General features: G+C 65.9%; 19 protein-coding genes, 2 tRNA genes and 1 pseudogene. 9 read left to right on the top strand and 13 right to left on the bottom strand.

Going from position 1 to position 19148, the window contains the following annotated elements:
- Position 1: 1 nt before the first annotated feature.
- The 3 genes from FHR21_RS16270 to thyA all read right to left on the bottom strand — a co-directional run bounded on the left by FHR21_RS16270 (position 2) and on the right by thyA (position 3367).
- Positions 2-1006: an alpha-ketoacid dehydrogenase subunit beta gene (locus FHR21_RS16270; protein WP_184100400.1), complete on the bottom strand. Its 1005-nt coding sequence runs from the start codon at positions 1004-1006 to the stop codon at positions 2-4.
- A 20-nt stretch (positions 1007-1026) separates the two neighbouring features.
- Complete coding sequence (locus FHR21_RS16265; RefSeq protein WP_184100237.1) at positions 1027-2337, bottom strand: 3-methyl-2-oxobutanoate dehydrogenase (2-methylpropanoyl-transferring) subunit alpha; 1311 nt, start codon at positions 2335-2337, stop codon at positions 1027-1029.
- A gap of 94 nt (positions 2338-2431) precedes the next feature.
- Positions 2432-3367: a thymidylate synthase gene (gene thyA, locus FHR21_RS16260; RefSeq protein WP_276569288.1), complete on the bottom strand. Its 936-nt coding sequence runs from the start codon at positions 3365-3367 to the stop codon at positions 2432-2434.
- Between the two features lie 206 nt (positions 3368-3573).
- Between thyA and FHR21_RS16255 the strand changes: the two genes are divergently transcribed.
- Together FHR21_RS16255 and FHR21_RS16250 are read left to right on the top strand one after the other, a co-directional pair.
- Positions 3574-3996 carry a JAB domain-containing protein gene (locus FHR21_RS16255; protein ID WP_184100235.1) on the top strand — a complete coding sequence of 141 codons (423 nt, stop codon included), beginning with the start codon at positions 3574-3576 and terminating at the stop codon, positions 3994-3996.
- 104 nt (positions 3997-4100) lie between these two features.
- Positions 4101-4177, top strand: a tRNA-Pro gene (locus FHR21_RS16250).
- 177 nt (positions 4178-4354) lie between these two features.
- On the opposite strand, the gene FHR21_RS16245 is transcribed toward FHR21_RS16250, so the two are convergent.
- On the bottom strand, positions 4355-5218 hold the full coding sequence (locus FHR21_RS16245) for an N-formylglutamate amidohydrolase (protein WP_221235219.1): 864 nt from the start codon (positions 5216-5218) through the stop codon (positions 4355-4357).
- 142 nt (positions 5219-5360) lie between these two features.
- Between FHR21_RS16245 and cpdR the strand changes: the two genes are divergently transcribed.
- Complete coding sequence (gene cpdR, locus FHR21_RS16240) at positions 5361-5738, top strand: cell cycle two-component system response regulator CpdR (RefSeq protein ID WP_184100233.1); 378 nt, start codon at positions 5361-5363, stop codon at positions 5736-5738.
- Between the two features lie 71 nt (positions 5739-5809).
- Positions 5810-5884 (top strand) — tRNA-Val (locus FHR21_RS16235).
- 43 nt (positions 5885-5927) lie between these two features.
- Here the strand turns inward: FHR21_RS16235 and FHR21_RS16230 are convergent.
- The gene (locus FHR21_RS16230; protein ID WP_184100231.1) at positions 5928-6719 is read right to left on the bottom strand and encodes an SDR family oxidoreductase; all 792 of its coding nucleotides are present in this window, start codon (positions 6717-6719) and stop codon (positions 5928-5930) included.
- An 87-nt stretch (positions 6720-6806) separates the two neighbouring features.
- Here FHR21_RS16230 and FHR21_RS16225 point away from each other — a divergent pair, with 87 nt between their 5' ends.
- The 5 genes from FHR21_RS16225 (at position 6807) to FHR21_RS21205 (ending at position 12336) form a co-directional block, all read left to right on the top strand.
- Positions 6807-7673: an alpha/beta fold hydrolase gene (locus FHR21_RS16225; RefSeq protein ID WP_184100229.1), complete on the top strand. Its 867-nt coding sequence runs from the start codon at positions 6807-6809 to the stop codon at positions 7671-7673.
- Between the two features lie 47 nt (positions 7674-7720).
- Positions 7721-8443, top strand: a complete 723-nt coding sequence (locus FHR21_RS16220) for an energy transducer TonB (protein ID WP_184100227.1) — start codon at positions 7721-7723, stop codon at positions 8441-8443.
- Between the two features lie 118 nt (positions 8444-8561).
- Positions 8562-10868 (top strand): catecholate siderophore receptor Fiu, encoded by a 2307-nt coding sequence (locus FHR21_RS16215; protein WP_184100225.1) that lies wholly within the window; start codon positions 8562-8564, stop codon positions 10866-10868.
- Positions 10869-10940: 72 nt separating this feature from the next.
- Complete coding sequence (locus FHR21_RS16210; protein ID WP_184100223.1) at positions 10941-11618, top strand: Fe2+-dependent dioxygenase; 678 nt, start codon at positions 10941-10943, stop codon at positions 11616-11618.
- A 25-nt stretch (positions 11619-11643) separates the two neighbouring features.
- On the top strand, positions 11644-12336 hold the full coding sequence (locus tag FHR21_RS21205) for a TonB family protein (RefSeq protein ID WP_184100221.1): 693 nt from the start codon (positions 11644-11646) through the stop codon (positions 12334-12336).
- On the opposite strand, the gene FHR21_RS16200 is transcribed toward FHR21_RS21205, so the two are convergent.
- The 8 genes and pseudogenes from FHR21_RS16200 to FHR21_RS20940 form a co-directional block, all read right to left on the bottom strand.
- The gene (locus tag FHR21_RS16200) at positions 12333-13232 is read right to left on the bottom strand and encodes an FAD:protein FMN transferase (protein ID WP_338113188.1); all 900 of its coding nucleotides are present in this window, start codon (positions 13230-13232) and stop codon (positions 12333-12335) included. The genes FHR21_RS21205 and FHR21_RS16200 overlap by 4 nt on opposite strands.
- A 56-nt stretch (positions 13233-13288) precedes the next feature.
- Positions 13289-14113 (bottom strand): DUF4198 domain-containing protein, encoded by an 825-nt coding sequence (locus tag FHR21_RS16195; protein WP_184100219.1) that lies wholly within the window; start codon positions 14111-14113, stop codon positions 13289-13291.
- 20 nt (positions 14114-14133) lie between these two features.
- The gene (locus FHR21_RS16190; RefSeq protein WP_184100217.1) at positions 14134-14658 is read right to left on the bottom strand and encodes a DUF2271 domain-containing protein; all 525 of its coding nucleotides are present in this window, start codon (positions 14656-14658) and stop codon (positions 14134-14136) included.
- An 11-nt stretch (positions 14659-14669) separates the two neighbouring features.
- Positions 14670-15311, bottom strand: coding sequence for a PepSY-associated TM helix domain-containing protein (locus tag FHR21_RS16185; protein ID WP_184100215.1), 642 nt, complete (start codon positions 15309-15311; stop codon positions 14670-14672).
- A 97-nt stretch (positions 15312-15408) separates the two neighbouring features.
- On the bottom strand, positions 15409-17112 hold the full coding sequence (locus FHR21_RS16180) for a class I adenylate-forming enzyme family protein (protein WP_184100396.1): 1704 nt from the start codon (positions 17110-17112) through the stop codon (positions 15409-15411).
- A 233-nt stretch (positions 17113-17345) separates the two neighbouring features.
- On the bottom strand, positions 17346-17579 hold the full coding sequence (locus tag FHR21_RS16175) for a hypothetical protein (RefSeq protein ID WP_184100213.1): 234 nt from the start codon (positions 17577-17579) through the stop codon (positions 17346-17348).
- Positions 17580-17713: 134 nt separating this feature from the next.
- On the bottom strand, positions 17714-18940 hold the full coding sequence (locus FHR21_RS16170) for an alpha/beta fold hydrolase (RefSeq protein ID WP_184100211.1): 1227 nt from the start codon (positions 18938-18940) through the stop codon (positions 17714-17716).
- Between the two features lie 89 nt (positions 18941-19029).
- Positions 19030-19148: pseudogene (locus tag FHR21_RS20940) on the bottom strand (nitronate monooxygenase); the annotation flags it as partial.

Here is a 19148-nt window from a genome sequence, read left to right as displayed (position 1 = left end):
GTCAGTCCTTCAGAATTTTATCGAGTGCGGTCGCGATGCGCACCGGGCCAGGGAAATAGGCCCATTCAAGGCTGTGCGGATAGGGCGTGTCGAAGCCGGTGACGCGCTCGACCGGCGCCTCGAGGTGATAGAAGCAGCGCTCCTGCACCAGCGCGGCGAGTTCGGCGCCAAAGCCCGACGTGCGCGTCGCTTCGTGAATGATCAGGCAGCGGCCGGTCTTCCGGACCGACGCCTCGATCGCCTCGATGTCGAGCGGCAGCAAGGTGCGCAGATCGAGGATTTCGGCGTCGATACCGCGTTCCTCGATGATCGTCTTCGCGACATGCACCATCGTGCCATAGGCGAGCACCGTCACCGCCTCGCCCTCGCGCACCGTCGCCGCCTTGCCGAGGTCGATGCGGTAATAGCCTTCGGGCACCGCGCTCGCCACATGCTTCGACCAGGGCTCGACCGGGCGGTCGTAATAGCCGCTGAACGGGCCGTTGTAGATGCGCTTGGGCTCGAGAAAGACGACGGGGTCGTTATCCTCGATCGCCGCGATCAGCAGCCCCTTGGCGTCATAGGGGTTCGACGGGATCACCGTCTTCACGCCGCAGATATGCGTCATGATGCTTTCGGGCGACTGGCTGTGCGTCTGGCCGCCGAAGATGCCGCCGCCGAACGGGGTGCGCACTGTCATCGGGCAGATGAAGTCGTTCGCCGAGCGGTAGCGCAGCCGAGCCGCCTCGCTGACGAGCTGATCGAGGCCAGGATAGATATAGTCGGCGAACTGAATCTCGGGGACCGGGCGCAGGCCGTAAGCGCCCATCCCGACCGCGACGCCGATGATGCCGCATTCGTTGATCGGCGTGTCGAACACGCGGGTCTTGCCGTGCTTCTTCTGTAAACCGGCGGTCGCGCGGAACACACCGCCGAAATAGCCGACGTCCTCGCCCATCACCACGACCGTGTCGTCGCGGCCCAGCATGACGTCCATGGCGCTGTTGATCGCCTCGATCATGTTCATGGTCTTGCTGTCCGCGCTCATCATTCAGGCTTCCAGTCCGCACCGAACTTCGTCTTCTGTTCGGCAAGCATCTGATCGCATTGTTCCTGAAGATGCCAGGGCATGTCCTCGAACACGTCCTGAAACATGGTTTCGAAGGGCTGGTGCATGCCATGTCCCAAAACGCCCAGCTTTTCCGACTGTTTCTGGGTCGTCTTGACCAGCTCTTCCAACTCCGTGCGCTGCGCCTCGTGGCGCTCCGCATCCCATTCGCCAAGCGCTTCGAGATGCTGGCGCAGCCGCGCGACCGGATCGCCGAACGGCCAGGCGCTCGCTTCCTGCGCGGCGCGATAGGCGCTCGGATCGTCCGAGGTACTGTGCCCTTCGGCGCGATAGGTGAAATGCTCGATCAGCGTCGGGCCGTTGTTTGTCCGCGCCCGATCGGCCGCCCACTGGGTCGCGGCATAGACAGCGAGCGCATCATTGCCATCGACGCGCAGCCCCGCGATGCCATAGCCGACCGCGCGCGCCGCGAAAGTCGTCCGCTCGCCGCCGGCAAAGCCCGAGAAGCTGGAGATCGCCCACTGGTTGTTGACGACGTTGAAGATGACCGGCGCATTATAGACGGTCGCGAAGGTCAGCGCCGAGTGGAAATCGCCCTCGGCCGAAGAGCCTTCGCCGCACCAGACGGTCGCGATTCGGCTGTCGCCCTTCGAGGCCGAGGCCATCGCCCAGCCTACCGCCTGCGGATATTGCGTTGCCAGATTGCCCGATACGCTGAAGAATCCATGTTCGGGCGCAGAATACATGATCGGCAACTGTCGCCCGAGCAGATGGTCGCCGCGATTCGAATAGATCTGGTTCATCATCTGGATCAGCGGATAGTCGCGCGCGATCAATATGCCCTGCTGGCGATAGCTGGGGAAACACATGTCCGACCGGTCGATCGCCATCGTCGAAGCGACCGACGTCGCCTCCTCGCCCGTCGACTTCATGTAGAAGCTGGTCTTGCCCTGCCGCTGGGCGCGGAACATGCGGTCGTCGAACGCGCGGAGCAGCATCATATACCGCAGCATCGTCCGCAGCCGGTCGGGGGCGAGATTGGGATTCCACGGTCCCTTCGCCTGCCCGTCGAAATCGAGGACGCGGACGAGACCATAGCAAAGCTCGCGCATCGCGTCGGCTTTGGTCGCCTCGCCGGGGCGCGGCGTTGCATCGACCGCGGGAATTTCGACGTCGCTGAAGTCGGGCGTGTCGCCGGGGCGATAGCGCGGTTCGGGAATGTGGAGCGACAACGGCGGCAGGTTGCTCGCCGGGCGCCCCATTGGCCGTTTGGGGGGCGTTTCGGGCATATCCATCGTCCCTTCGAGGCGCGAATCGCCGCGCCGTTATATTTCAATCAGGCGACATATTATTACTTTCCGCATGGCAATGCAATGGAGGCGCTCAGACCGCGACGGGCGCCGCGATATGAGCCTGCGGCGCATAATTCTCGACTGCGAAATCCTCGAAGCGATAGTCGAAAATGCTGGCTGGGCGGCGGAGGATACGCAGCTTCGGACTCCCTGCTGGCACGCGCGCCAATTGCGCTTCGACGAGTTCCGCATGGTTGAGATAGAGGTGGACATCGCCGCCGGTCCATATCAGTTCATGCGCGTGCAGATCGCACTGCTGCGCGATCATTCGCGTGAGCAGCGCCGCTTCGAACACGTTGAAGGCGAAGCCGAGGCCGAGGTCGCACGAACGCTGAAAGAGCAGGCACGACAGGCCGCCGTCGCTGCGGACATGGAACTGATAGGTCATGTGGCACGGCGGCAGCGCCATCCGGTCGAGGTCGGCCACGTTCCAGCCGGTGAAGATATGACGCCGCGATCCGGGATTATCGCGCAGCGAGTCGATCAGCGCCGCGATCTGGTTGTGCCCCTGCGCGGCGCGGCGGAACAATCCGTCGCCCGCCGGTTCGTAGCGCGGCCAGTTCACCCATTGATGGCCATAGACGGGGCCGAGGTCGCCCCATTGCGCGCCGAAATCGGCGTCGTCCAGGATTCGCGCCTCGAAAGCCTCCGCGCCGATTTCGTCCCCGGTCTCGCGGCGATAACGATCGAGCGGCCAGTCGGTCCAGATACGCACCCCCTGCGCGATCAGCGGACGGATGTTGGTGTCGCCGGTCAGGAACCACAACAGTTCGCGCAGCGCCGTCTTCCAATAAACGCGCTTGGTGGTCAGCAGCGGGATCGCATCGTCCTGCAGCGAGAATCGCATCGTCTCGCCGAACAGCGAGCGGGTGCCGACGCCGGTACGGTCGACCCGTTCGTCGCCTTCGACCCAGATGCGCCGCATCAGATCGAGATATTGCAGTTCATAATGGATGGAATCGGACAAGAGATGCTCCCGCTTTATGCCCTTTGCTAGGCTGCACGGGGCGTCGCGGCAAGCGTCGCCCGCCTCGTCACCCCGGATCAAGCCCGGGGTGACGAAGATGGAAAATTCCGAGCCGCGTCGCCGCGTGACAAGCGCGTGTCGACATCTCTCCGTTCCGGGTCAGTCGCGGCTTGGACGCCGCGACGCGCGGGCGCATCATGGCGGCGATGACAAAATATGCCGCCATCGACACGGTTCCGGAGCCCGACGCCGGCTTCGCACCGGCGAGCGAAGAGGATGAGGTCGCGCGCCGCTTGCTGCGTCCCTGCTTTCCCTCCGATCGCGAATTGCTGCTGCTCGCCGGTTTCGACGCGTTCGAGCGGCTCGTTGCCTTCGAGTCGGTCGACGAGGGCACCGCCGCGCGCTGCACCGTCGCGCCGCGGCGCTGGCGCAGTCTGCTCGGCGGCGGCGTCCGCTTCGTGCTGATGGCGCACAACCATCCGTCCGCCGTAGCGCGGCCGAGCCGCGCCGACATCGCCTGCACCCGCGACGCCGCCGCCTTCCTTGCCGTGCTGGGGGTCGACCTGATCGATCATCTGATTTTCGTCGAGGCGGGGCATTTCAGCTTTCGTCGCGCCGGATTGCTGTAGAATCTGCAATTCTGCCGGTCGTGCGGATTGATGCTTGAAGTTCGCCAATCGCGCGTCTAGAGGACCGCCCTGCCCTCGCGCCGGTCCGCCGGCGCCGGATCGGTCGGGGAGTAGCTCAGCCTGGTAGAGCACTGTCTTCGGGAGGCAGGGGCCGGAGGTTCGAATCCTCTCTCCCCGACCAGTATCTTTTGCAATCATCGGGCCTTGTAACCTGGCGCGACAATGCCTAGATTGTCGGTACGCCACCATGGTTTCCCCCTTACCATCGTGGCGAGTGCCCCCGTCGCATGACGCGGGTGCGTCCTCCCTGGACCCTGGCCACCTCGTACTCCGGTACGAGGTGGTTTTTTATTCGGCTTTATTCGGCGGCGACCGGCAGAGGCTCGGCGCGTGCGACATCCGCCACCAGGCCCGAAAACCAGCGCGAAAGCCGATCGACCTTCACAGCATCCGGCATGCGGTCTGGCGCGAGATAGAGATCACGGTCGATTTCGATCTGTACCGCCTCGACTCCTTGGTCGGGCCGGCCGTGCGTCCGGACGACATGCCCGCCGGCATAGGGCTGATTGCGCGCGACGGCCACGCCAAGCCGGTCGGCCAGGGTCATGACCTGCTCGACGAGTCCTTCGCCCGCGCTGTCGCCGAAGCGATCGCCGACGACGATTCGCGCACCATGCCCCGGCTGACCCTGGGGAATGGCGGGCATGCTGTGCAGGTCGATCAGCACCGCGCGGCCGAACCGCGCCCGCGCCGCGGCCAGTTCGCCGGCAAGCGCGGCGTGATAGGGTCGATGCAGCGATTCGAGGCGCCAGTGGAAATCGGCGCGGTCGAGCGGGCGCTTCCACAAGGGTCCGCAATCCGCGAGCCGCGTCGGCACAACCCCGAGCCCCGCGCGCTCCTTGCGTCCCGGGGCGGAGAATTGCGCGCGTAGCGCCATCGCCACCTCGCCGGGCGCCATCTGCCCTTCGCCGCGGTTGCAATCGGCGACCGCACGCGCCCAGAGCGCCTGCACTACCGTCGCGCCCGCCTCGGTGGCACCCGCGGCGATGAGGTCGCACCAGCTATCCTCCAGCCGCTCGAGTTGGGCACGGGCCACGCGCGCCGCGGCCAGTATCTCCGGAGGATAGAGCCGACCCGCATGGGGAATGGACACGACCACCGGGCCGCTCGTCGCGGGTCGGTTGACAGCGATGGCGGCGGACGGAAGGGTACGGCGCTGCATTGGCCATGGGTGGCAAAAAACCGCGCATGAATCCAGCCGCCGCGTCAATTTGTTAAATCTCTCGCGTTACAAGGCACGTTCAAGACAATCGTGCGCCATCACACCATGGCGGCACCAAAGGGACCAGGGGCTCGACTTTTCCATGATTCGCATTTTGCTGGCCGAAGACGACGATGTGATGCGCGAATATCTGGCGCGTGCGCTGACCAGCGCGGGCTATGATGTGACTGCGGTCGATCGCGGCACGGCGGCCGTTCCCTATATCGATTCGGGGACCTTCGACCTGCTGCTGTCCGACATCGTGATGCCGGAAATGGACGGGATCGAACTGGCCCAGCACACCGCGAAAGCGGCGCCGCAGACGCAGGTGATGTTCATCACCGGCTTCGCCGCGGTGTCGCTGCGCGCCGAGGAGAATGTACCCCAGGCCAAGCTGCTCTCGAAACCCTTCCACCTCAAGGATCTGGTGCGCGAGGTCGACGCTCTGTTCGGGCGCGCCGACCGTTCGAACCAACAATAACGCCCCCGCCGCGCGCGAGGGGCTTGCCAAGCCGCGCCGAGGCGATTAGGGGGCGCGTCACCCCAAGGGATGGGCGTGTAGCTCAGTGGTAGAGCACTGTGTTGACATCGCAGGGGTCGCAAGTTCAATCCTTGCCACGCCCACCATTCAAAACGCCGCCGCCCTCTCGGGTCGGCGGCGTTTTTGCATTCAGGCCATTCCCTTCGCCAGATCGCCGCGCGATGCATCGCCGACCTGGCTGCCGCCGTCGCAGTCGAGGATCGTCCCGGTGATATAGCCCGCCGCCGGGGAGCAGAGGAACACCGCCGATTCGGCGACCTCCTCGACCCTGCCCCAGCGTTTCATCGCGATGCGCGCATAATGCGCCTCGCGCGATGCGGCGTCGGGGGCGAGGCGCTTCATGCCTTCGGTATCGGCGATCGGCCCCGGCGAGATGCCGTTGACGCGCACGTCCGGTCCCCATTCGAGCGCGAGGACGCGGATGAGCTGGTTGATCCCGGCCTTGGCCGCGCAAGCGTGCGCCTGCAGCGCCGAGGCGTTGATGGCCTGCCCCGCCGTGATCGCAATCAGCGACGCGCCCGGTCGGTTCAGCAGGTCGTGACAGCCGCGAAAGACGTTGAAGGTGCCGTTGAGGTCGATATCGACGACAGTGCGAAAGGCATTCGCCGACATGCCCAGGACGGGCGCGAGAAAATTGCCTGCCGCGCCCGAGATCACGATATCCATCGACCCGAGCTTTTCGGCCACCGTCTCCATCACGCCGCGAATCGCCGCATAGTCGCGTACGTCCCCCGACAGGCCGATCGCCCCTGCACCGATCTCCGCCGCGGCGCGCGCCGCCTTGTCGGGATCGCGCCCGGCCACCGCGACCTTTGCGCCCAGTTCGGCGAAGCGTTTCGCGATACCCAGATTGATCCCGCTCGTCCCGCCGGCAACGAAGGCGGTCTTGCCCGCGAGCAGATTGTCCCGGAATGTCGTCATGCGTCGTCTCTCCCATGGCAGCGATCCGGGCTTGACGGATCGGATTCGGTCGCCTTTTGAAACCCAAACAGACACAAGGACGACCAGATGGCAAGCGGCCCGACTTCGAATAGCTTCATTTCTCAGCGACTGAAGCTGCATTATGTCGATTGGGGGAATGAATCGGCGCCGCCGCTGCTGCTGGTCCACGGCGGCCGCGACCATTGTCGGAGTTGGGACTGGGTCGCCGAAAAGCTGGCCGACCGCTATCATATCATCGCGCCCGACCTACGCGGCCACGGCGACAGCGCCTGGTCGCCCGACGGACAGTACGACATGGACAGCTTCGTCTATGATCTTGCGCAGTTGATCCATCAACTCGACCTCGCACCGGTGACGATCGTCGCCCATTCGATGGGCGGCAATGTCGCGCTACGCTATACCGGCCTCTATCCCGACAAGGTCCGCAAGCTCGTCGCGATCGAGGGGCTCGGGCCTTCGCCCACGGTGCTGGCGGAGCGCGCCGCGGTGTCGGTGGGCGATCGCTTCCGCAAATGGATCGAGGACAAGCGCCAGGCGGCGGGGCGCATCCCGAAGCGCTATGCGACGCTCGACGACGCGCTCGCCCGGATGATGGCCGAGAACAGCTATCTGACTCCCGAACAGGCGCGCCACCTGACCGTCCAGGGCATCAATCGCAATGAGGACGGTAGCTGGAGCTGGAAATTCGACAATTATCTGAACGTCTGGCCGGTGTTCGACCTGCCGCAGGCCGACATCGAGGCGCTATGGTCGGCGATCGCCTGCCCCACCCTGTTGCTCTATGGCGCCGATAGCTGGGCTTCGAACCCCGAAAAGGACGGGCGGATCGAACATTTCAACCATGCCAGGGTCATCGAGTTCGAGAATGCCGGCCACTGGCTGCATCATGACCAGTTCGCGCGGTTCATGTCCACGCTAGACGAATTTCTCTAAATTGGGTGCCGGCGGCGCGCGATGGTCGCGCGCCGGGGAAAGATGGCATGGCCTATACGGGGCAGCTTCCGCGGCGGCAGCGGATGATCGCCGGTGGCGGCGCATTGATCGCCGCGCTTCTGGTCGGCATCGGGCTCGCGAGCGGGCTCGACCTCAATGTCGTGCGCACGGCCGCCGAATCGATCAGTGCCTTCGCCATCCCGGCCCCGCCTCCCCCCGAATCGCCGCGGCCGGTCGAACGCACCCCTGACTCCAAAGCCGGCAAGGCCGCGCCTCCGAACGAGCGCACCAAGGCGGTCCCGGCGGTCGCGCCGAAACCGAAACTGCCCGTGCCCGACCCCGCCCTTCCCGCTGCACCGCATCCCGGCACGGGCCGCGAAGCCTCAGCGGGGGCAACCCCGACGCCCGGCCGGGGATCGGGCGCCGGCGGACGCGGCGATGGCACTGGATCGGGCGGCGCGGGCAGCGGCACGGGCGGCGGGACCCGGCCTGTGCTGGTCAGCGGGCGCATCGAGGATCGCGATTATCCGAGGCAGGCGGCGCGCGCGAAGAGCGGCGGCGAAGTCGAGGTGCGCTTCACGATCCAGCCGACCGGGCGCGTCACCGGCTGCCGTGTCACCCGATCGAGCGGCGACGCCGTGCTCGATGCGACGACCTGCCGGCTGATCGAGGATCGCTTCCGGTTCCGCCCCGCGACCAATGCGGCGGACGAAGCCGTCGCCAGCGCCTATGGCTGGCGCCAGAACTGGTGGCTGGAACGGCGGCGCTAGCGATCATACGCGACAAATTCGCGACATTATCGCGAACGATTATCAATATTGATTGACTCTGCGAACGACTCTCAATAGCGGCGTGCCGGTCACGCGTTCCAGTCGAAAAGGGGAAATCATGTCATTCTTGCGTTTGCGCGAAACCATGTCGGCAGCGGCTCCGGCCTATCTGGCGCTCAGTTGCTTCGGTCTCGCCGCATCTCCCGCAGCCGCGCAGGATGGTGGACAGGAGGCGAAGCGGCCGGTGCTCGGCGGCGTCACTGTCACCGACACGGCGATCGAGGACGACGGCTACAAGATCGACAAACCGTCCTCTCCCAAATTCACCCAGCCGCTGCGCGACACGCCGCAAACCATTCAGGTCATCAGCAAGGAATTGTTCAACGAACAGGGCGCGACGACGCTGACCGAGGTGCTGCGCAACAGCCCCGGCGTCGGCACCTTCTATGCGGGTGAGAACGGGAATACGACGAGCGGCGATGCGATCCGTATGCGCGGCTTCGATACGTCGAACAGCATCTTCGTCGACGGCATCCGCGACCTCGGCTCGGTCTCGCGCGATATCTTCAATACCGAAGCGGTCGAGGTCCAGAAGGGGCCTGCGGGCACCGACAACGGCCGCACCGCACCGACCGGTGCGATCAATCTGGTCAGCAAGCGAGCCACCCTCGAAAGCGCGCTGTCGGGTACGCTGTCGGTCGGGGTCGATGGGCAAAGGCGCGTGACGGCCGACGTCAACCAGACGCTCGGTGGCCTCAGCAACAGCGCGCTGCGGCTCAACATGCTGTGGCAGGATAGCGACGTTCCGGGGCGCGATCATGTCGCGAATCAGCGGCTCGGCCTCGCCGCCTCACTCGGCCTCGGGCTCGAAACCGCGACCCGCGCCTACCTCAACCTCCTCTATGTCGATCAGGACAATATTCCCGACGGCTATGTCCCGACGATCGCCCTTCCCGGCTGGGAACCGCAGGCCGGGCAAGAGGCGCTGGTCGGCCATCCGGTCGATTCGGAGAATTTCTACGGCACGCGCAAGGATCATGACGATGTGAAGGCGCAGATGGCGACGCTCATCATCGAACATGATTTTTCGGACAGCGTGCGACTGTCCAACATCGCGCGCGTGGGGGAGACGAAGCAGGATTATCTTCTGACCGCCTTCATGTCGACGGGGTCCAACATCTCGGGCGATCCCGCCAACCCCGACGACCTGTCCGCCTACACGATGACCCGCGGCAACCCCACGATCCGGGAGGCGACGAACCGCATCCTGACGAACCAGCTCAACCTGCGAGCTGATTTCGCGACCGGGGCAATCGAGCATAATCTGAGCATCGGCGCCGAGATCACCGGTGAAAAGCAGATCATCTACGGCCACAGTTCCACGGGCACCCTGCCGGTCGCGAATCTCTACAATCCCGATTGGAACGACACGAGCGACTTCACCTATTCGCGCAACGGCACCGCGGCACGGGGCAAGACGAATACCCTGGCCTTCTATGCCTTCGATACCGCGAAATTCTTCGACGGACTGTTGCTGGTGACCGGCGGCGTACGCGTCGATCATTACAAGACGACCTATTTCAACACGGCCGTTTGCAACAACGGCACCGGTCGCGGCGCCGTGCCTTGCGGCACCGCCCCCGTCGGCTCGATCGTCACCACCGCCGACCTGAAGGCCAAGGACACGTTGTTCAACTGGAAGCTGGGCGCGGTGCTCAAGCCGAGCGAGCCGGTGAGCCTTTATGTGAATTACGCGCTGTCGCAGCAGCCCCCGGGCGGCGAGAACTTCACCCTGGCCGCAGGCAACAGCGCCAACAATCCGGACTTCGCTCCGCAAAAGGCCAAGACGATCGAGGCCGGCGTGAAGTGGGATGCGCTCGACGGCGCGCTCGCCTTCAATGCGGCGGTATTCCAGACCAAGGTGCTGAACGAAGTCAACGCCGCCGATCCCTCCGACATTCAGAGCGGCTCGAAGCGCGTGCGCGGTTTCGAACTGTCGGTCGTCGGCAACATCACCGACGCCTGGTCGATCTCCGCCGGATACGGGCATCAGAAGACCAAGGTTACCAACGGCAACGCCGTCGCCGTCGATGGCAGCAGCGGGCTGACCTACGCCCCGGACGACAGCTTCTCGTCCTGGACCAGCTATCGCACACCCTTCGGTCTCGAGGTCGCGGGCGGCGTCCGCTACACCAGCGGAATGCGGCGCGGGACCGATGGCGCCGCGGGCACGCCCCCGCGCACCGAGGGCTATACGGTCGTCGACGCGCTGCTCGGCTATGCCGTGAACGACAATTTCAAGCTGCGCGCGAACGCCTACAATCTGTTCGACAAAGATTATGTCGCGGCGATCAACAAGAGCGGATACCGCTATGTTCCGGGCCAGCCGCAAACCTTCCTGTTCAGCGCCGACTTCCGTTTCTAGGCAGGAACAAGGCAAAGGCCTGGGCGGGGGGCGTGCCCCCGCCTTCGCCGTTTGAAAAGGATTTGAACCGGCATGTTGCTGCATATTCCGAACGTCCTGATGCCGGAGGAGGCGGTCGAGTTTCGCCGCCGCCTCGATGCGGCCGACTGGACCGATGGACGCGAGACGGTCGGCGCGCAGGGCGCCAGGGTCAAGCGCAACGAGCAATTGCCGGACGGCTCGACGCTGAAGGCCGAACTCGGCGCCGCGGTGCTCGCGGCGCTGAAGCGCAGCCCGCTGTTCTTCGCCGCCGCTCTGCCGCGAAGGATCTTGCCGCCGCGTTTCAATCGCTATGCGGGCGGCGGCGAATATGGCTTTCACGTCGATGGCGCGGTGATGCAACTGGCGGAAGGAGAGCAGTTGCGCTCCGACCTGTCCTGCACTCTCTTCCTCAACGATCCCGGGGATTATGAGGGAGGGCGGTTGATCGTCAGCGACACCTTTGGCGAGCACGACATCGCGCTGCCTGCGGGCGATGCCATCCTCTATCCCTCGAGCAGCCTTCACCGCGTCGAGCCGGTGACCCGCGGCGCCCGGCTCGCCTCCTTCTTCTGGATCCAGAGCCTGGTGCGCGACAACGGCCAGCGCCAGATGCTGTTCGAAATGGACACCGCCATCCAGAAACTCACGCTCGACGGAGCCGACGACAATGCTGTCCTCCAACTCACTTGCGTCTATCACAACCTCCTCCGGCGCTGGTCCGAAACCTGACAAGAGCGATGACAGGACGCGCGCCGTGGCCGTGCCGATCCGGCGCGTGCCGACCGACGTGGGCGCAACACCGAGCCGTTACGGCGAGAAGCGCAAGTTCAACCTGCCGGCAGCGGCGCTGACGTTGCTCCTCTCGGCGGCGCTGCTAGCCGCACTGGTCCACAGAGGATATCAGGGCGTCGAGATCGAGGCAGCGAAACTGGCGGTGGTCAACCTGTCGATCGCCCCCCCTCCGACCCCGCCTGCGCCGCCGAAGGAAGTGCCGCCGCAGCAGGAGGCGCCTGTCGTAGCGCCCCGCCCGCTGGTGGTCGTGCCAAACGACCGGCCTGCGATGCTGGTCTCCCCCGACCCGACCCCCGCGCCGCCAATGCCGATCGCGGTCCCACCTGCTCCGCCAGCGCCACCCGCCCCGCCGGCGACGGTTCGGGCCGACGATCTGGGCACGCGAATGCTGTCGGGCGCGCCGCCGCGCTATCCGCGCGAGAGCCGGCGCCATCGCGAAGAGGGCACGGTAGTGCTTGCGCTGACGCTCGACGTCGACGGCTCGGTCGCCTCCATTTCCGTCGCGCAGAGCAGCGGCTTCCAGCGCCTCGACGAAGCGGCGCTGCGCGCGGTGCGGAAATGGCGCTGGGCACCCACGATGCGCAGCGGACAGGCGGTGAAGGTCAAGGGGCTGGTAGAAATCCCGTTCGTCCTGCGCGGCAAGAGCGCGGATTAGCCCAGCATCGCGCGCCAGCCGCGCGAGATATGTTCGCGATCGGCGACGATCACGCACGCCGCTAGCTCGTGCGCATCGGCGAGGGCAATCCCCCGTTCCGGCCCCAGAACGGTCAGCGCCGTCGCCCAGCCGTCGGCCATCATGCAGGACCGATGAAGCACGGTCGTGGAGGACACGCCGTTGATGATCGGACGTCCGCTGCGCGGGTCGAAGCTGTGCGAATAATGCCGTCCATCCGCCGTAAACCCGCGCCGATAGTTGCCCGACGTCGCCACAGACAGATCGTGGAGCGCGATGCGCCAGGCGGGCGCGGCACAGGAAGGCGGCATCTCGACATCGACCCACCAGGGCTGACCGTCGGGTTGCACTCCTTCGCCGCGCAGTTCGCCGCCAACCTCGATCAGGAAATGGCGCACGCCCCGCGCCAGCAGCCATTCGGCGGCGAGGTCGACCCCGAAGCCCTTGGCTATCCCCGACAGGTCGAGCGCCGCGTCGGCGCCGCACCGAACGCGTGCGGCTGACGGGTCAAAGGCGATAGATCGGTCGGACGACGACCTGTCGTCCGGTACGCCGGCAACCGGGCCGGCGCTGCCGAAGCCCCAGCCTTCGGTCAGCAACCCCAGACCCGGATCGAAGGCCCCGCCGCTCGCTTCGGCAATTTCCATCGCTGCGGTGAGGACGCGCGCGCATTCGGGCGACACTGCGCGCCATTCGCCCGCCGGCGCGCGATTGATGCGCGACAGATCGGACTCGGGTTCCCACTGGCTCATCTGGGCAATCACCCGGCCGAACGCTGCTTCCACGCCGCACGCGACGTCCGTGGGCGGCGCCACGGCCTGCAGCGACCAGTTCGTTCCCATCGTCTCGCCCCCGAAGCGCTCGACGGCGCCGCCCACGACGCGCGCCGCAAAGGCGGCGGGCGTCAGCGCGCGGGGGATCAGGATGCGGTCGCTCAGGGCGCCAGCACCTCGAGCGTCGTCACATAGCTCGCGCGGCGTTGCGGCGCGGCAGCGCCTTCCTCGCGAGGTGCGCGCGGGGTCGTGACGTTCAGCCAGTACATGCCCGGTTCGGGCCAGGTGATCTCCACCTTGCCGTCGGCGCCCGTCGTCAGGTCGATCTGGCCCAACTGGTCGCGATAGCGAATGCCGCCGGGGATGACCGTGACCGGCAGGCCCGCCGCCGGCTTGCCGTCGAGCAGGAACTGGAAGGTCGCCGCCTCACCCGCGAACAGGTCGTTGGGGTGCGTCACGGGCACGAGTTCGATGCCCTTGCCGGTCGGCTTGAACAGCGTCGTCGTCGGCTCGCCGACGGTGACGAAGATTTCGTTGCGATTGTTCGATTCGGCGGTCCGGACGTTGCTCGCCCCCGCGGGCAGACGCTCGGCCAGATTGGCCGTGGTGGTGCCGCGCGGCAGCCGCTCTGTCTTGCCGTTCAGGTCATAACTGCCCATCAGCCCGTCGGACAGCGACGCGATGCGCCAGGTGCCCTTCTGCGTCAGATGCACGTCGAAGGTGCTGCGATAGCGGCCGGTCGCCTGATTCTCGATCGGCGCCTCGCTGCCGTCGGGCGCCCATGCCTTCACCGAATCGAGCCGCATCGGATGATGCTCGAAATAGAAGAGGTCGTTCGAGATCGCGGCGTCGACGGTCACCCACACATCGTCGCCCGACAGCACGGTCGCCGAAGGCAGCATCCATTGCCGGTGTGCGCTCGCCGGAACCGCGGCCAGCGTCGCGGCGGCGATCGTGGCGGTCAAACCCAGGATAATCTTCTTCATGGCCCTGTCCTTTCGAAAAATCAGCGGAAGGCGACCGAAACGGCGCCGAGTTCGGTCTTGCCGGCGGCGCGTCCGCCGGCGCCGGCCTTGGCCGGCCAGGTGAAGGGAATGCGGAGCAGTTCGCGGCCACCCACCTCGCGCGCCGCCTCGATCACCAGCACATAGGCGCCGGGCGCCGTCGCGCCGAGCTGCACGCGACTGAACGAAATCTTGTGCGTGCCGGGCGCGCGCGTCGCACCGGTCACTCCGTTTGCCGGGAAGCTCATCGACCGGCCCGAGGCACGCCACCATTGCCGCACGTCGCGCAGCCATTTGGTGCCCTCGTTGTTCTTCATGTCGTGGTCGTACCAGACCGCGACCGTCTTCGCGGGCGCACCCGCCTTTTCGACCCAGATCGCGACATAGGGGCGATGATATTCGGCGACCTTCAGGCGCGGAATGGTGACGGTGACGTCCATCGTTGCCGGCGCGGCGGCGAGCACGGGCACGACGAGCGCCGCGCTCAGCGAGCCGCCGATCAACAGGGTGTGCGGGCGAAGCTGCATGAAAGTCCCTCCTAGTGGATGAAGATGATCGCGATGGCCGCGGGCAGGATCAGCCCGGCGCCGACGAGCGGCCAGGTGCTCCTGCGCTTCGCCGCATGAAGCTGGAGCAGCACGAGACCGGTCAGCGCGAAGACGAGGCAGGCGAAGGCGAAGATGTCGATGAACCAGCTCCACGCGGTGCCCGAGTTGCGGCCCTTGTGAAGGTCGTTGAGATAGGAGATCCAGCCGCGGTCGGTGACCTCGCTCGTCACCGCGCCGGTCGCACGGTCGATCGCCACCCAGGCATCGCCGCCGGGGCGCGGAGCGGGCAGATAAATCTCGTCCGCCGACCATTCGGCCTCGCCCGACGCCTTGATCGGGAAATGATCCTCGACCCATGCGGCGACCGGCCGCGGCAGCGCACCCTTGCCGCTCGCCGGGTCGGAACCGAGCCTGGCGAGCAGCGCCGGCGGCATATGGGCCACCGTTTCGGCGACGACCGGCGATGCCTCGATGTCGGCGGCGTGATTGAGCGTGAAGCCGGTGATCGCGAACAGCAGCAGCCCGATCAGGCTGATCGCCGAGCTCATCCAGTGCCACATATGGAGCTGTTTCAGCCAGAAGGCTCTGCGGCTCTTTTTTGTAGCCGGTCCGGGAGAGGTCGGTGCGTGCATCGGGACAGTCTGAAAGAGAAGTCCGTCGCCATTATCGAGAACGATTCGCAATTACAATAATGAATCGGGCCCGCAGCCCCTTTTTCCGGGATCCGCGTCAGGCAGCCGCGGCGTCGCGATCGGCGAACAGCGCCTTCATATCCTTCTTCAATATCTTGCCATTGGCGTTGCGCGGCAGCGTATCGGCGACGAAGCGGATAGCGACCGGCACCTTGAAGGCGGCGAGCCGCTCGCGCACCCAGGCCTGCAGTTCGGCCTCGGTCGCCGACTGCCCCGGTGCGAGATGGACGACCGCTGCCGGTTCCTCGCCCAGCGTGCGGTGCGGGATACCGATGACCGCGCAGTCGGTGATCGCAGGATGCTCGTAGAGGACATTCTCGACCTCCGACGAATAGATATTCTCGCCGCCGCGCAACACCATGTCCTTCGCGCGGTCAACGATGAAGAGGAAACCCTCCGTGTCGATCCGCGCGAGGTCGCCGGTGCGGACCCAGCCGTCGACGAAGGTCTCCGCCGTCGCCTCGGGCTTGTTCCAATAGCCCTTCACGATCATCGGCCCGCGCGCCCACAGCTCGCCGACCGCGCCAATGGGCAGCACGGTGACGCCGTCGTCGGCGCGAATCTCCAGATCGGCGACCGCCACCGGCGGCCCGGCGCTGGTCGGACGGTTCAGATAATCCTCCGCGCCGTGCGAGGTGACCGTCGCCATCGTCTCGGTCATCCCCCAGCCGTTGCCGGGCAGCGCTCCGAACTCCTCATAGATGCGCTTGACCAGCTCGGGCGCCGACGGCGCGCCGCCATAGGCGATGGCCTCCAGCGTGGAGAGGTCGTATTTCGCGCGATCGGGATGCTCTATAAGCTGCCAGGCGATGGTCGGCACGCCGCCCGTCATCGCGACCTTCTCGCGCTCGATGATCTCCATCGCCTGCACCGGGTCCCATCTGCGCATGAAGATCGTCGTGCTGCCGCCCGCCATCGTCCCCATCAGCCCGGCCGAGCAGGCGGTAACATGGAACATGGGAATGACGGTCAGGCTGGTGCGCGGCTGCGGCTCGGGTACCGGCTCGCCGCGGCGCAGGAAGCTGCGCGCCGCCGAAAAGCCGCCCGACAATATGTTGGTGACGAGGTTGCGGTGCGTCCCGAGCGCCCCCTTCGGGCTGCCCGTCGTTCCGCTGGTGTAGAAGATCGTCGCCTCGTCGTCGCTGTCGAGGTCGATGCGCGGCCGGTCGCCCGCAGGCAGGCCCGCCCAGCTTTTGGGGTCCCCGACGATATCCTCGAGCGCGGTCGTCCCGTCGATCGCCGTTCCCGCCCGCGCGACGATCCACTGCTCGACACCGGGCATCGCGTCGCGATGTTCGCGCAGCCGATCGTGGCGTTCGGAATCGACGATCAGAAGCTTCGCTCCCGAATCGCGAATGCCATAGGCCAGTTCGGCGCCGGTCCACCAGGCGTTGAGCGGCACCGCGATCGCCCCGATCGTCGTGATCGCGAAAAAGATCATCGGCCATTCGGGCAGATTGCGCATTGCGAAGGCGACACGGTCGCCCTTCCCGACGCCCATGCCCCGAAGCGCCCGCGCGAAAGCGACGGTAGCGCGATAATTGGCTTCGTAGGTTATCCGCTCGTCATCGAGGATCGTGAACAGCCGCTCGCCATGCGTCCGTGACAAATCGAGCAGCGCGCCGAGGTCGTGCGGCGCATTTTTCCAGACGCGGGTCGCTATGCCGCCGACCAGCACCGTCTCCATCTCGAACCGGGCTCCGGGCGCGGTCAGCGCGGTGTTCGCCTCGGCAATCGACATCTTCGGCCAGGCGGGATCGAGGGACACCACGGATTCGCTGCTGGACTCATTCGTCACGGACCATATTCTCCCAATGCTGCAGTTATCGACCGCAACGTTAGGATCGAGGTCCGGCTTCGACAAGCGACAAGTAGCGGTTTGAAACCTTTACCCCGCTGCGGCATAGGCAGCGAAACGAAAAGAGCCCCGGCAACGCCGGGGCTCTTGAAATCATTGACCGGTTGCGCCCCTTTTTAGGGGCTCACCGGTTCGTCATCGTCGGAATCGATGATGATGATCGCAGCAACGCCGGCGAGCAGACCTGCCAGCCCGATGAGCCAGCTCGAATTGCCCTCAAGCCCATTGGCGCCTCTGGAGGCAGAGGTCGCCCGCGCCCCACTCAGGGACTGCGCCGCGGAGGCTGCAATCGGGGTCATCACGATCGTCGCTGCCGTCAGGGCAAAGGCGGTCTTCTTGAACAGGCCCATTTAAGTCTCCATCGGTTGAACAAACGCTTGCAAGGGCAGCAACGGATATCGGAGCCACTTGTTCCGGCGTGCCGGCATCTTTTCGCCGCTGGATCCGCACGGCTCGGAAGGAAAGGTCCGTCGACCCTGGACTCTCAGGCGAAATGGAGCTTGCGATACTTGCCGCGGAAGTAAAGCAAGGGGTCGCGGCGCGGTTCGAAGATCGCCTTCAGGACGCGCCCGACGAGGATGAAATGATCCCCGCCCGGATGCACCGCCTCGCGCGCGCACTCAAAGCTGCTCAGCGAGCCGTGCAGGACCGGCGTGCCGAATTCCCCGATCTCCCAGGGGGTCGTGGCAAAACGGTCCTCTCCCCTTCCGGCAAAGCGGTTCGATGCCGGCTGCTGGCCGATCTGGAGGACATTGACGGCAAATCGCTCCGCTTCGCACAGGACGGCCCCGGTGCCAGCGCTATTCGCGACGCAGACGAGCAACAGCGGCGGGTCGAGCGAGACTGAAGTGAAGCTGTTCGCGGTGAGGCCCACTGGTGTTCCGTCAGGGCACACCGCCGTCACGACCGTCACACCTGTCGCGAAGCAGCCGAGCGCGTCGCGAAAGGTCCGCGCGTCGGAACCGGCGCGATACTCGGGCATGCCGCGTGGCGCGCGGCGCTCGAGGAAATCAATCAGATGGGCGCCGAGCGCATCGTTGCAGTCGTCGGTCACGACGAGCGCCAGATCCTCCACTTCGACAAGTTCGCCGTCGGGCAGGCTGCCGACGAATGCCGCCGCGTCATCCGGCGACACGAGTTCGCTCATCGCCCCGCGGACATAGAGCGTCGGCAGCATGATGTTCGCGGCGACATCCGCGAAGCGTGCCGCCATTTCGCCCGGATCGAACGCGTCGCGCAATCGTGCATCCCATTGCGCCTGCCCCGGTGCCAGCAGCCCCGCCTCATGCAGCCGTTCGTCGACATGCGCCGCCGCGGCGGCATCGACACGCAGGGGCAGGTCAATCAGCACGAGACCCGACGCGAGCAGCGCGGCATCGCGTGCGAGCGCCGCACCCGCGATCCAGCCGCCGAGTGTCGCCGCCACTACCATGGGCCGGCTGCCGAGCTGCGCGAGCACCGCGCGCAAATCCTCCACCAGCGCTTCGACGTCATAGCGCCCGTCCGCGGGCCATTCACTCCCGCCATGCCCGCGCATGTCGAGGCTGATGACGCGCCGCCCGGCCTGCACCAGCGCATCGGCCACGCCGGCCCACACAGCGCGCGTCTGTCCGGCTCCGTGGATCAAAAGCACCGCGGGGTCGTCGTCGGTGCCGCCCACCTCCGCCTCCAGGCGTACGCCGGCAAAGCCGCGATATTGGACGATGCTCATGCGCGCTCCCTAAAGCGCGCGACATCGTTCGTCGAGGCACTGGCGCGAATAAGGCCTCTCCTCCATGGAAGAGAGGCCTTCAAGAAATCTCAGCGTTGGAAGCCTGCGAGTCTTTGATTGATGATGGTTTGAGCGTCGTGGATGATGCGCTCGATGAGTTGCTGGCATGTTGGGATATCGTGGATGAGTCCCTGGACCATACCGGCCC

Source organism: Sphingopyxis panaciterrulae (assembly GCF_014199295.1).
Classification (GTDB): domain Bacteria; phylum Pseudomonadota; class Alphaproteobacteria; order Sphingomonadales; family Sphingomonadaceae; genus Sphingopyxis; species Sphingopyxis panaciterrulae.
Note: the sequence above shows the minus strand (reverse complement) of the source record. Positions and strands in the feature narration are given on the sequence as shown.

What these genes read in the sequence shown, in the direction of transcription:
- FHR21_RS16270 (WP_184100400.1), bottom strand. Translation starts at nt 1,006, where the DNA reads ATGAACATGATCGAGGCGATCAACAGCGCCATGGACGTCATGCTGGGC.
- FHR21_RS16265 (WP_184100237.1), bottom strand. Translation starts at nt 2,337, where the DNA reads ATGCCCGAAACGCCCCCCAAACGGCCAATGGGGCGCCCGGCGAGCAAC.
- FHR21_RS16255 (WP_184100235.1), top strand. Translation starts at nt 3,574, where the DNA reads ATGACAAAATATGCCGCCATCGACACGGTTCCGGAGCCCGACGCCGGC.
- FHR21_RS16245 (WP_221235219.1), bottom strand. Translation starts at nt 5,218, where the DNA reads ATGCAGCGCCGTACCCTTCCGTCCGCCGCCATCGCTGTCAACCGACCC.
- cpdR (WP_184100233.1), top strand. Translation starts at nt 5,361, where the DNA reads ATGATTCGCATTTTGCTGGCCGAAGACGACGATGTGATGCGCGAATAT.
- FHR21_RS16230 (WP_184100231.1), bottom strand. Translation starts at nt 6,719, where the DNA reads ATGACGACATTCCGGGACAATCTGCTCGCGGGCAAGACCGCCTTCGTT.
- FHR21_RS16225 (WP_184100229.1), top strand. Translation starts at nt 6,807, where the DNA reads ATGGCAAGCGGCCCGACTTCGAATAGCTTCATTTCTCAGCGACTGAAG.
- FHR21_RS16220 (WP_184100227.1), top strand. Translation starts at nt 7,721, where the DNA reads ATGGCCTATACGGGGCAGCTTCCGCGGCGGCAGCGGATGATCGCCGGT.
- FHR21_RS16215 (WP_184100225.1), top strand. Translation starts at nt 8,562, where the DNA reads ATGTCATTCTTGCGTTTGCGCGAAACCATGTCGGCAGCGGCTCCGGCC.
- FHR21_RS16210 (WP_184100223.1), top strand. Translation starts at nt 10,941, where the DNA reads ATGTTGCTGCATATTCCGAACGTCCTGATGCCGGAGGAGGCGGTCGAG.
- FHR21_RS16195 (WP_184100219.1), bottom strand. Translation starts at nt 14,113, where the DNA reads ATGAAGAAGATTATCCTGGGTTTGACCGCCACGATCGCCGCCGCGACG.
- FHR21_RS16190 (WP_184100217.1), bottom strand. Translation starts at nt 14,658, where the DNA reads ATGCAGCTTCGCCCGCACACCCTGTTGATCGGCGGCTCGCTGAGCGCG.
- FHR21_RS16185 (WP_184100215.1), bottom strand. Translation starts at nt 15,311, where the DNA reads ATGCACGCACCGACCTCTCCCGGACCGGCTACAAAAAAGAGCCGCAGA.
- FHR21_RS16180 (WP_184100396.1), bottom strand. Translation starts at nt 17,112, where the DNA reads ATGTCGATTGCCGAGGCGAACACCGCGCTGACCGCGCCCGGAGCCCGG.
- FHR21_RS16175 (WP_184100213.1), bottom strand. Translation starts at nt 17,579, where the DNA reads ATGGGCCTGTTCAAGAAGACCGCCTTTGCCCTGACGGCAGCGACGATC.
- FHR21_RS16170 (WP_184100211.1), bottom strand. Translation starts at nt 18,940, where the DNA reads ATGAGCATCGTCCAATATCGCGGCTTTGCCGGCGTACGCCTGGAGGCG.